6 protein-coding genes are annotated in these 12996 nt (G+C 53.6%); all 6 read right to left on the bottom strand.

Features of this window, described 5'->3' with window-relative positions; genetic code table 11:
* Positions 1–8: 8 nt before the first annotated feature.
* Positions 9–2681 carry an outer membrane protein assembly factor BamA gene (gene bamA / locus VFG09_05125; protein ID HET6514522.1) on the bottom strand — a complete coding sequence of 891 codons (2673 nt, stop codon included), beginning with the start codon at positions 2679–2681 and terminating at the stop codon, positions 9–11.
* A 6-nt stretch (positions 2682–2687) separates the two neighbouring features.
* The gene (locus tag VFG09_05120; GenBank protein ID HET6514521.1) at positions 2688–6692 is read right to left on the bottom strand and encodes a translocation/assembly module TamB domain-containing protein; all 4005 of its coding nucleotides are present in this window, start codon (positions 6690–6692) and stop codon (positions 2688–2690) included.
* Positions 6674–9238 (bottom strand): [protein-PII] uridylyltransferase, encoded by a 2565-nt coding sequence (gene glnD / locus VFG09_05115; GenBank protein HET6514520.1) that lies wholly within the window; start codon positions 9236–9238, stop codon positions 6674–6676. Before glnD ends, VFG09_05120 begins: the two co-directional genes overlap by 19 nt.
* A 184-nt stretch (positions 9239–9422) precedes the next feature.
* A complete protein-coding gene (locus VFG09_05110; protein HET6514519.1) occupies positions 9423–11540 on the bottom strand; it encodes a DNA translocase FtsK 4TM domain-containing protein in 2118 nt (705 codons plus the stop codon).
* A gap of 186 nt (positions 11541–11726) precedes the next feature.
* Positions 11727–11924 (bottom strand): hypothetical protein, encoded by a 198-nt coding sequence (locus VFG09_05105; protein ID HET6514518.1) that lies wholly within the window; start codon positions 11922–11924, stop codon positions 11727–11729.
* 22 nt (positions 11925–11946) lie between these two features.
* Positions 11947–12996: ribonuclease J (locus tag VFG09_05100; GenBank protein HET6514517.1), on the bottom strand; the 1050-nt coding region annotated here is incomplete at its 5' end.

The following is a 12996-nucleotide window of genomic DNA, read 5'->3' as shown; positions in this document are numbered from 1 at the left end:
TCAGGATTTCAAAATGCCTGGCCGATGCTGAAGAATATCTCGCTCCTGCCCAGGCCTTCCTCCTTCTTGAGTTTGTAACCGTAATCGACACGCAGCGGTCCCACGGGCGTATTGTATCGTACACCAATCCCCACGGCGTGTTTCAGGGACCAGTCGATGTCTCCCACTTTCTGCCAGACATTGCCGCTGTCCAGGAAGTTGACGAGGCCGAGCCCCTTGCCAAGAGACGTGCGGAGCTCGAGGTTCGTCTCGACAAAGGTATTGCCGCCCGTCGGATTACCGAAGATCCCTCTCGGTCCGAGGGTGTCCTGGGCATATCCCCTTACCGTGCTCCTTCCTCCGAGAAAGAATCTCTCCACGAGGGGCAGGATCGTCGTGGGACCCCAACCCTGCGCAACACCATACCGGACAGCAACCGCGAGGACAAAAGGCTTCGAGATCTCATGGTAAATGCTGCCGTTGAAGATGGCCTTACCGAAGTTTACCTGGGAAGCGAGCGCTGAAGAGGCCACTTTCAGCGTCAACCCCGCCAGCACACCATGGTGGGGATCAAAGGGGTTGTCCCTCGTATCAAAGGCGATCCCGGGCCGCAGGCTGCTGACGGCGACCTTCCCGGAATCCCTGTCTGTGAGGATCATATCAGGCTGCACATCGCGGGTTTTCGAGAGAACGTACTCATAGTAAAGTTCACCTTTGATGGCGCTCGTGTATTGCTTTTCGATGCCGAGGGACAACCCGTTCTTCCGGTACCGGTAGAGGATCACCTTGGTGTCGATATTCTTTTCTTCCCTGTCCGAATGGAAGAGGGTCCCCCTCAACTGCAGCTTCCGGTCCAAAAACCAGGGATCGACATAATTCAAGGAATAGAGCTTCTCGAGTGAATTGTAACCGATCCTGAGCGATGCCTGCCGGTTCATTCCGAAGAGGTTCTTATACCCGATATCGATGACGGCATTCAGTCTGTCATAATTGCTGTATCCGAAGCCGAATTCGACGAAACCTGCCTCCCCCTCCACGACATCGATGCGGACATCACGCTGATGGTCGTAACGGTCGAGACCTTCTATCCGGACATCCGTAAAGAGGCCCAGCTTGTGAAGTTTTTGGCGCTCCTTCGCAAGGAGATCGGCGTTGAAGGGTTCAAATTCCCGATGGGAAAGTTCCCTCTCGATAACCTGACGCTTTGTCGCGATGTTTCCGGTGATGATCGTCTTGCCGAAGAACGTCCTGTCCCCCTCGGTGATCTCAAAAGTCAGCCGCGCTCCTTCAGGGACAAACTCCACATGAGCATTGACTTCTGCGTCGAGAAATCCTCTCTCACCGTAGACGTCGATGACCCGTGACCGCCCATCGGCAATGTCCACTTCATTGTAAGGGTCTCCGTGCTTCAACCTCACCGCCTTCCTGATCTCTTCTTCTGTGACGGAGACGGCACCCGTAACGCCGACATAGTCGATAAGCGTTCTTGGCCCTTCCTTTACCGCTATGGTTATCATCGCCTTATCCTTCTCTATCTTGACCTGGGCCGGTTCCACCTCCACGCTCAGATACCCAAGGGCTACATAAAACTCTCTCACCACGTCGACATCGGAAGAGAGGAGTTCAGGATTATAGTCATCGGACTCTTTGAGGGGGAGGACCTCTTTGAGCTTCTTCTCGGGCAGGGTCAGACCGGTGAATGTCAGGGAATCAACGGTGATCCGTTCTCCTTCGAAGATGAAGAAATTGAGTTCTACAGTGTCACCTGACGTTTCCGCTGTTTCAGGCATGATCGGCGCCACCTGGGCAAGGGCATATCCCTTGCTGTGGTAGAGAGATATGATCTTCCTTGAAGCCTCTTCAATAAGATCATCCCTCACCTCCCCGGCCTCGAAGAACGGGAGCTCCTTCAGGAGCCGCTTTGACCCGAAAACAGTGTTTCCCTCAAACCGAACGATGAGCCTCTTCCCCCTCTCCACATCGATATCGACCCTGTTGTCGGAAAGCCGGTAGGAGGCAACGGGATTCAAGTATCGCCGGTCCCTGTAGTACTCCTTGATTTTCTTCACATCCGCCTTGAGGACTTCCTGGTCGGCGATCTGCCCCTCCGTCATGTTCATCACCCATCTCACCTCATCTTCCGGCGCACCATGGATAATCATTTGCCCCATGATGAGAGGCCTCCCCTCGTTGACCGTAATGGTCAGATCCTTCATATAGGGCCTTGATGTTCCTGAGACTGCAACAGATACCCTTGCGCCTGGAAACCCTCTCTCAGCAAAGGCGCTTTCCAGCCCCTTCACCGCATCATCGAGGAGATCGTATCGCATGATCCGCCCTTCTTTCAGGAGGAAGACCTTCCGTATCCACCGGTCGGAAAGGGACTCATTTCCGATGATGCTGATATCCCTGATGCGGTCTCTCTCTCTTACGAAAACCGTCACCTTCGTCCATTCAGGATCGGCAGAGACCTCTATATCTTCGAAGATCCCTTTGAAGAAGGCCCTCTTTATCCCGAGCCTCACCTTCTCAGGATCGAGGACGTTGCCGACTTCCATGGCCAGGAGCTTGAGGAGTTCTTCCTTGTCGCTGGAAGAGAGGCCTTCGACGTCTATCCGTTCTACAAACTGCTGAACTGCGCTTACAGAGACTTCCATGAGAAGAAAAAGTATTATGAGCGCGAGGAAAAAGAGCCGTTTCATGCTCTCCTATTTGAAGCCGAACCGGAATTTGATGCCGCCGCCAAAGCCGCCTGCTTCATCCCTCTGCCCGATGAGAGAGACGTTGGTACCGATATTGTACTCAATCCTGATTATGTCGGTTGCAACGGAACTGAACGATGTGGAGTAGGTGACCGACAGCTTGTCCCCGATAAGACGTTTTGCGACCACGAGCCGCTGTTCTGGTTTTCCCGTCACCTTTGAGACAGAAGACTCCATGCCGATCCTGTCGAGGCCCGTTATGCTCTTTACCCGCTCTTGAGCGAGGTCCTGGACCTGTCCGGAGAGAAAGGACGTTGCTGCACTGTAGCCCATTCCGCCCTGGACGCCCTTGGAGAGGGTGCCGACGGTGAGCAGGCTGAGGATCTCGATCTCTTCGAGAGAGGGGTTGGAGCTCAGCGCCATGGTGAAATGGTCGAGCTGGCCTTCAAGGCTCATCCGTATGTCATATCCCTGAACCGTTGTCTCGGCAGTGATATTCATGACGGGGTTTATCCGTTTCGGATCGGAAAAATCAGCGGTAGCGTTGAGGATCCTGAATTCATTATTCCTGAAAAAGACAATGCCGGTCTTCGTCTCGACGCGGCCGAAGAGCAGGGGGCTGGCAAGGGTACCCCTCAAGACCATATCCACCTTCAGCGATGCCCTCGCCATGTTATTGTTTATGATGATGTCGTCTGCACCCTCTACCCTTACATTCAGCCGTGTCTTCTCAAGGGCCCCTATCTCGCCGCGGGGCTTCTCCATGGCCTTTGCCTTGAGCAGCCAGCTTTTCCATTCAATGGGCTGCCGGTAAGCAGCACGGTTGATCCTGACATCCCCGCTCAGCGTCTGGGAGTCACGGGTGCCGGTGTAAAGGAGGTTCCCGCTTATGTTCGCAGGGAAGTCCTTTGCGAGCTCGAGTCCCACATTGTTGAGAACGGCATCGGTGTGAAACCTTTGTAACTTCAGCGCCTTAAGATAGGCGACACCCGAAAGCTCGACGCTTCCGCCTCCAATCTTGCAGGACAGTTTCTCTATCATGATCCTGTCTTCATCCATCGAGACATAGCCGTTAAGCGAGCTGATATGGTAGGGCAGGTCCTTTAGACTGAAGACGCCGTCCGAGATATGCATGCCGCCGCTGATCTTCGGGTTGTCCCAGTTGCCCGTTATGGCAAAGACATACTGTGCGTCACCCCTCGCGGTGTCGATCTTCTTCCAAAAAAATTTCAGCGGCGCCATGGACGAACTTCCCTCTATCACAAGGTCATAGTCCCTATTCACTTCCATGCTTCCGCTCATCCTGAAAAAGATGCTGCCGCCCCTGATCGTGAACGGCGAAAGCGCGAGTCTCTTGTCCCTCACTTCAAACAGTATCTCAGAATCATTTGAAAAGCTGTTCCCGAAGACCGTCATGTTTAAACGGTCCACAAGAGCTTTTGCCGCAAAGTGGTCCCGGTCCCCCGAAAGCTCCGCATAGCCCCTGAGGTTTATCAGCAGGTCTTCTGGCAGATCCTTGAGAAACGACCCGAGAAGGAAATCATATCTCCCTGATCTGACATCGAGGTGAGCAGTCCACGGCATCGTGTTCGTCAGATCGGCCTTGCCGCTCAGCAAGACCCTATCGTTAAAGAGGGCCGCTTCCAGGGACAACGCCCTGCCTTTGAGGGATGCCTTTACGCTTCCGTCTCCAACAGGGACGTCTCTGAATCTTCCTCCCTCGATGGTCCCGGTCAGATCTATCTCGGGGTTGTCGACGGTCCCCCTGCCTTCCGCCCTAAACGTGAGATATGCATCAAAAGGGAGGTTCTTCAGTGCCGCGTCCTTCAGGAATACCTTGCTCCCTGACACCTTGAAACTGAAGCGGTCATCATGGGAGACACTTCCGTCGATAGTCACCGTGGAATCGCCTTTCTTCACGAGCGTATTCTTGATGGTGAGGTCATGAGAGTCATAAGAGAATTCCGAGGAGAGGGAATCAGCCGAAAGATCGCCCATCTTCAGGGCCCTTGCCTTGAGAAAGCCCTGATACCTTTGCGCCGGAGATTTTCCGGTTATGCTGAAATCTACGTCAGCTCTTCCCGATGGATAGGGCTCAAGCTTCCTTTTGTAGACAAAGCGCGTTATCCTCTCCACATCACCGTTTCTTACCGAGACCTTGAGGGCGTATTTCGGTCCCTTAAAGTCGAAGATCTCCTTCGCCTCGGGGAATCCGACAGAGCCCTTCAGCACCGTCGTTACAGGCCCTGCAGAGCCTCCGGTGTCTACGGCAACGAGATCCTTAACGTCCAGGAGGTCCTTCCGGTATTCGACTTCGCCCTCCGCAGCCCCGAGAAAATAACCGATGAACGAAGTGTTCTGAAAGCGGGCCTTGGCGCTGATCACGGGGTTATCGAACTTCCCCGTCACCGTTCCTGACACAGTCCCCGAGCCTCTGAAGTCCTCAAGATAGGGCAGGGTCAAATCAGTAATATCAGCGGTCTTCATCTCCGTCCTGAGCGACAGGAGAGAAGATCTGAGGTCGACATCGCCATTGCCCTTGATAGAGGTCTTCGGGGTATTCACTTCAGTATCGGTGAGGGTAAGGAGATCATTGTTCAACCTGAAGGAACCCCTCACCTTTTTCACCCTTCCGAGGAAATCCTTTCCCTCCATAGCGCTCTCATAATCAAACCAACCTGAGGGGTTGAATGTTTCTCCTGAAGCGCTTAATTCACCCTTTACCTTCCCACGGGGGATCCCCGGATCCCATCGAATAAGCTTGAATGCAGAGGGGCTCTGGACGTCGGAGAACGTCACATGGAGAGAATAATATGCAGGTCCGCGGACTGAGAGAATCGCCTCGGCGTCGGCATTCCCTCCATAGAGAGATCCTTTTCCGTCGGTGAAATTCAGCTTCCCGTCCCCGTAGGTAATGGTGCAGGTCAGTTCGTCGAGATCGACATCAAAGAGGTTCCCCCTCTTCAGACGCGTCTTTCCCATGCCAATGAGCTGATCAGGAGAGCCTTTGAGACTGCCGCTAAAAGTCAACGCTCCTTCAACCCTCTCCTTCACCTTAAGCAACTCCATGAGTGTCTGGAGGTAGAGGTCTCCCTTGATCTCCATGTCGACGGCTGAGCGGGCAAAATCGTCGGGACGGAGACGGATCGAGCCCTTTGCAGAAACCTGGCCTTCGCCACGCCGCTTCAGCCCAAAGAGCCTTTTCAGGGAATCCATGAAGAGGCCCAGCCGGACCTGGAAGTTCCCCTCCGCCTTTCCGTATGTGCCACTTGCATTCATCAGCGAACCGTAAACACCAACCTGGATTCCCTTAATATCGACAGTTCCATCATCCTTCACGGCGAGAGACCCCCTGACTTCACTCTTGATCTCAGGCCAGCCCTTGATATTCGAGGAAAGGTCCTCAAGCGCGAAGTTCAGCTTGGGGATCGATGGCCGGGCCGAATCCGGCTCCCCGGCAGGATTGATAACAGCCTCTCCACGAAACCCGTTTCCGGAAAAAGAGTTCTCACCGTATCTGAAGACGAAGGTCCCCTTATTCAGCACGATCGCCTTTACGACCACCTTCAACGGGGCTTTTTTCTCGGCCTCGAGATACTTCTTTATGCTCCTGATGATGTCCCTTACCTGGGATTCATCCGTCCTGACAGAGGGCTCCATGATGACCAGCCGCTTGAGGACAAGTTCTTTCCTGAGGAGTCCCTGTAATGCCACATAACCCTTGATCCTCGGGACCTGGAGGATCTCCTTTCCGTGTTCGGAGACCTTCAGTCCCCGGGCATCGATGTAAAGGGGGAAGAGGCTGATGGAGATCTTCCGTGCCATCACCTGCCTGCCTGTTGCAGAGGAGAGTTCTGGGAGGACAAGTTTCTTGAGCTGATTTGAGATGTAGGGTCCCCTTGTGACGAGGACAAGGGCCAGAACGGCAAGAGCAAGGGACAGGCAAAAGAGAACCTTTTTCCCCGGTTTCTTGATCATCGCCTTAACAGACCCTATTGTAATCTTTCCCATAATGACAGCAACAACTCGTGAACCATTCTACCTTCTACCTTTTTTCCCTTCTGCTGAATCGAGAAGATGTCGTGGGCGATCCCTGATTCCGTATTGATCCTCGCTGATATTATATCAATATCCTTCCTATGCATCAGACTCGTAACGTCATAAAGGAGTCCGATTCTGTCCTGGGCAAAAAATTCGAGAATACTCGATTCAGCTGAGCTTTCATTGTCAAGCTCGATAAAGGCTCCGAACCTGCCGAAGGCTTCCGACGGCATGCCCGTGTAAGCCTGTGATTCCCGGATATAGTGAAGGACCCTCTCATCATCTTCCCCGCCCTCATCGGCGCAGATGGCTTTCCTCATTCTCTCCTCCAATGTCTCGAACATCCCTTCCCAAAAAAGTTCCTTCCAGTTCGAGATCTGGATTTTATCAAGGATGACTCCGTCCTTGCCGGTGTATATTCTCGATCGGTAGATATTCATCCTCAGCGAGGAAAGGACGCCCACGATCCGCGAAAAGATGCCGGGCCTGTCCCATGCCCCCACGCATATCTCGGCGGTGCCGCCCCCTTCTTCACGCAGTCCCATGCCGAAACCTTTCTTGAGGACACCGGAATGGAGCCGGTAATCCTCGCATACCCTTTCGGGGATCGTAGAGATGGCGTAGCGTTCGGGCATGAACGAGAGAAAGCGTCTGATGCCTTCGATCTCCTCCTCCGAGAGGTGGACCATATCGGACAATCTCCTCAGACGCTCTGAGGAACGGTCCCCGGACCCTTCGAGATACCGCGAAGTGGTCTCGTAGAGCTCCTTGAGCAGATAGGCCTTCCATTCCGACCAGAAATCAGGACTCACCGAAGCCATGTCTGCGTACGTCAGAAGATAGAGGGCATCGAGGTTTTCCCTGTCTCCTACTTCATCGGCAAACCTCGCAATGACCTCAGGATCATCGAGCTCCGTCTTGAATGCGACCGTTGACATAAGGAGGTGGTTCTTCACGAGGAACTCGATCATCGATCTCATGTCAAGAGAAAGATTGAACCTTTCAATAACAATCTTGAGCTCCCGGTATCCGGCCTCGTCATGATGCCCGCCCCCGGCGCCGTAACGAAAGCTCCGTGCGATCCCCTTCTTCCCGATGTCATGGAGGAGGAGGGCGAGAATGAGGACCTCCTTCAACCGGACTTTTTTCAATACTGCCGAGAGATGTTCGAGGTTCCGGTATTTCGTGTTTCTCAGTTCCTCCAACTTCCTGATGGCATGGAGCGTATGCTCGTCTACCGTGTACCGGTGATAGGGTTCATAGACGACAAGAAAGCTGAGGCCTCCGAACTCAGGGACAAACCTGCCGAGGACGCCGCTGTTGTGCATCTCTCTCAAGGTCTCATAAGCCCTGTCACCCCTGACGATCTTCATAAAGAGCTCGACAGCATGATGTGATCTCCTGGAGGCCCTGTTGATGTGAAGACGGCTCTTCCTGATCTCGGCCTTCAGCCTCGGACTGAATCGCTTCCCTGTATTCGACATGCAGTAGAATGCCTCGATGATTCTTTCGGGCCGTGCTCTCAGGTCACCGTTATTTGCAACGATGCAGTTCCTCGAGAGCGAAAAATGGTCCGTTATCGCCTTCTTTGCATAGAAGAAATGCGCTATCCTGCTCTCCCTACCCCCTTCAGGATCTCTTGGTGGGGAGCTGAACATATCAAGGGTCCGTGACGTCACGTCATTGATGATCGATGTCTTGAGATAGAAATACCTCATGAACCGCTCCGATGAAAGAAAACCCTTCGATGCTCTGAATTGCAGCATCTCTGCAATGGCATCGTGGAATTCGAATGAGAGGACATCATTTCTCCGCCCGCCGAGGAGGTGGAGGCAGAACCTCACCTTCAGGATGAAACTGTAGGCCCTGTTCAGTTTTCGGAAATCTTCTTTCGTGAGGACAGCTGCGAGGTCGTCAAAAGACCGCATTCTCAGTTTAACGCCCGCCAGCCATATCATCGTATGGATGTCCCTCAGGCAGCCCCTCCCTTCCTTTACATGAGGCTCGAGCATAAAGACCGAGTCGCTGATCTTCCTGTGCCGCTGCTCGACCTCCCTCAGCTTCTCGACTATGAATCTCCTCGGCTCCCTGAAGGCTATCTCCGGATAAACGGCATGGAGGAAGTACCGGTAAAGGCCCTCATCTCCCGCAATGTACCGGTGCTCGAGGAGGGAGGTCCTCGTCCTTACATCCTTTCTCGCCTCGCTGATGCAGTCCGCGGCAGTCCTGAAGGAATGGCCGATCGTCAGTTTCGTGTCCCAGAGTTTATAGAGGACCTCAGACGCCCTTTCCGAGGAAGACCTGTCCCTGGCAAAGAGCATGATGTCGATATCGGAATGGGGCGACAGTTCTCCCCTGCCGTACCCGCCGACAGCCATAAGACAGAGGCCTGACGAAGAGTCGATTGACGAAAAGATCTCACTCAGCAGGGAATCGGTCCTGTCCGTCAAGAGGGATGTCAGTTGCCTGCCGTTGTACCCCTTCCGCAAGAGTTCCCGAAGTTCATCTAGGTCCATCGGGCCTCAGCTATACCGGTAATGGGCTTCTTCATCGTCAGGCCATTCCGGACCGTCCCGGGTTATATGCTCACGGACATGATTCAATGCTCCCTTTCGTGATGACATCCTTGAAGGTCCCCGAAAAGGGCTGGGTTATGACGGCCCTGCAAGAACAAGAATGCAGGCGGCAGGATATCGGTCCCTATCTCTTTCTTCCAAGGTAATCCCTCGGCTTTCCGGCTCCCCGCGGCGGACCAACAAGACCGTCGTCTTCCATGAGTTCCATGATCCTAGCGGCCCTGTTGTAGCCGATCTTGAATCTCCTCTGTATCGATGATATCGAGACCTCGCCGACGGACTCGGCAAATTCCAGGACCTTGTCGTACATATCATCCTTTTCCGCACCGTCGTTCTCCTGTCCTGCCTCCTCGATCCGTATGCTCTCGAAGATCGAGTAGTCAGGGATCCCCTGGGGAGTTATAAAATCGGTAATCCCCTTTATCTCCTCCTCCGTTACAAGCGCCCCATGGACGCGGATGATCCTCAAGCCGGGCAGCATAAGGAGCATATCCCCCTTTCCGAGGAGCTGTTCGGCCCCCTGGCAGTCGATGATGGTCCTCGAATCGATCCGCGATGTAACCTGAAAGGCTATCCTCGCAGGAAAGTTTGCCTTTATGACGCCCGTTATGACATCGACGGAAGGCCTCTGAGTCGCGAGGATGAGATGAATGCCGGAGGCCCTCGCCATCTGGGCAAGTCTCGCAATAGCATCCTCAACTTCGTTACCCGACGCAAACATGAGGTCTGCAAGCTCATCAATGAATATCACGATATACGGGAGCTGCTCACCGTCGGGCACGACCCTGTTGAATCCCTCGATATTCCTCACACCCTTTTCTGCGAGGAGCCGGTATCGCCGCTCCATCTCAAAGACCATCTTCCTCAATGCCTCGGCAGCCTCTTTTGCGCCCGTTATCACCGGAGAGATGAGGTGAGGTATATTCTCGTAATATGAGAGTTCAAGGAGCTTGGGGTCTATCATGAGCATCTTCACTTCCCTTGGCGTCGCCTTGTAGAGGATACTCACCACCATCGAGTTTATCGAGACGCTCTTCCCGGAACCGGTAGCTCCTGCTACGAGGAGGTGGGGCATCTTCGAAAGGTCTGCAACAATCGGGTTGCCGAAGATGTCCTTACCGAGGGCAAGGGTGAGCTTCGTATGACTCTTCTTGTAGTTTTCCGAAGATATGATCTCACGGATCGAGACCGTTTCCCGGTTTCTGTTCGGAACCTCTATACCGATGGCTGCCTTGCCCGGAATGGTCGATACCCTCACGCTCTGGGCCTTGAGAGAGAGGGCAAGGTCGTCGGAAAGGGAAACAATCCTGTTGATCTTCACACCGGGCGCCGGTTCAAATTCATACATGGTGACAACGGGCCCCGGATGGACCTGGGTCACCTTACCTTCAACATCGAAGTCCTTGAGTTTCCGTTCAAGGAGCGACGAACTCGAAAGCATGTCTTCCTTCGAAGGCCTCGACGATATCGAATCAGCCGCTTTGAGCAGTTCAAGAGGTGGCAGAGCGTATTCCCCCTCCTTCAGCGCCCTGGTGCCTGAGTCGGGGAGGGAAGGGGCTTCTTTCGAAGGCTTCTCCTGAGGAGGACGGGAAAGTTCGACCTCTTCGAAAGCAAGAGGCTCTCCGTGGATAATCGGCTCATCGCTCACTGTTTCACTCTCTGAAGAAACAATGACAAGCTCTTCGGCCTTAGCTGATGTTCCGGCATCCTCAGGGATTCCGGGCCTCTTCATGTTCATGATGACCGATACCAGCGAGACAGGACTGAGGATTATGAGAGAAGAAAGCCAGAGTGCCAAAGAAAATATGTATGCACCCGGGAGAGACAGGAGGCCTTTCAGCAGGTCCGAGAGCATCTGGCCGACCACGCCGCCCGCATCATTCGGTGAAGCGAAGCCGAAGGTAAAGGCGACCAAGGCTGAAAAGAGCGAAGAAGAGAGCAGAAAGAGGAACGTGCCGAAGACGTAAATCCAATGGCCTTCCCTTCCGAGCAATCTCTTCATGCCATAGACAGCGAGGACAGCGGGGATTGCAAAGGCGACGAGACCCATGGCCGATATCAGGAGGTCGGAGATATATGAACCGACGACGCCCCCGTAATTTTTCGCAGGAAGGGTCGAAAAGACAAAGGAGGAAGGATCCCACTTCGAGTAGGTGACGAGGCTCAGGAGAATATAGACGCTGCAGAGGAGGGCGACGACCCCGGCGACCTCCTGCCTTATCCTTTTCAGCCGTTCATCCATGTATTAGCAGGACCATGCGCGTATCATAAAAGATTAACGCCTTGATTATAACAGATTGAATTTAGACCATGTTCTCATTTACAATGCGCAAAAAGTCTTCCTTCTTCACTCGAGCCGGGCAAATACAGCATTGATAAGAAGTAGGGTGCCATTATCTTGTGGGCTGTAATATGGGGGGATGCCGGTCTACTTCCCCGGCGGACGCCATATCCACCAGTCCAGGATGGATTGTATCTTGAAGATCTCCGCAATAACCCCTGTTATCAAGAGGGCAAGGTATATGACGATGCCGGCCAGAACAATGGGTGGTCCATACCTGTCAAAAAACCTCTTCCTTTCCTTTCCGTCGTGCTTTCCGGTATCTATGCCTTCATCCTGTTCCACGGTCCTCTCCCTTCACCAAGCATCAAACCTCGACGATGATCGGCATGATCATGGGCCTCCGTTCCATGGTGTTCCTGAGGTATTTCTTGAGGACGCTCCTCAGCTTTGCCTGGAGCAATGATGTATCGGTGATGATCTCCTTGTCGAGGTCCTTCAGCGTATTTGACACAAGCTCCCTCACGTCGTTCATCACCTCAGGAGAGGCGTCTTCGAAGATAAATCCCCTCGATATGATCTCAGGCCCCGAGGCAATCGTCCCGGTATGTTTCTCGACCGTTACGAGGATGAGGACAATGCCGTCGTGAGCAAGCCTGCGCCTGTCGCGGAGGACCATATCCTCCACATCGCCCATTCCCTTGCCGTCGATAAAGACCCTCCCCGCATTGACTTTACCGTTTCTTCTCGCGCCGCTTTCTGATATTTCGAGGACCTCACCATTTTCGAGGATAAAAATATTCTCCTTCGGTATCCCGACCTTTTCTCCGAGCAGGGCATGGTAGGAGAGGTGCCTGAACTCCCCATGGATCGGCATAAAGTACTTCGGCCTGACCATGTTCAGCATGAGCTTCAATTCCTCCTTTGATGCGTGGCCCGAAACGTGGATCTCCGAGACCTTCTCATAGATGACCGTCGCACCACGCCTGAAGAGATGGTTGATGATCCTTCCGATGGAGCGCTCATTCCCGGGAATGATCTTGGCGGAGAGGATGACCGTATCTCCCTCAGCCACCTGGATCGTCTTGTGCTCGCCTGTTGCGATCCTCGAAAGCACGCTCATCGGCTCACCCTGACTGCCGGTAGTGATGATCACCGTCTCCTCGTCCCTGAGGTTTTTCAGGTCCTCGAGCCGCAGCCAGGTATCGCGGGGTATCCTGAGATAACCGAGGTCAAGGGCTATCTGAGCATTCGAGATCATGCTTCTGCCGCAGAGGATCACCTTCCTTCCGAACATGCCCGCCACGTCGACCGCCTGCTGTATCCTGTGGATATTCGACGCAAAGGTTGCGATGATTATCCTGCCCTTTGCCTTTGAGAAGATATCCTCAAAGGCCCTCCTCACCTCCTTTTCGGA

This window comes from Thermodesulfovibrionales bacterium (assembly GCA_035686305.1).
Classification (GTDB): domain Bacteria; phylum Nitrospirota; class Thermodesulfovibrionia; order Thermodesulfovibrionales; family UBA9159; genus DASRZP01.
Note: the sequence above shows the minus strand (reverse complement) of the source record. Positions and strands in the feature narration are given on the sequence as shown.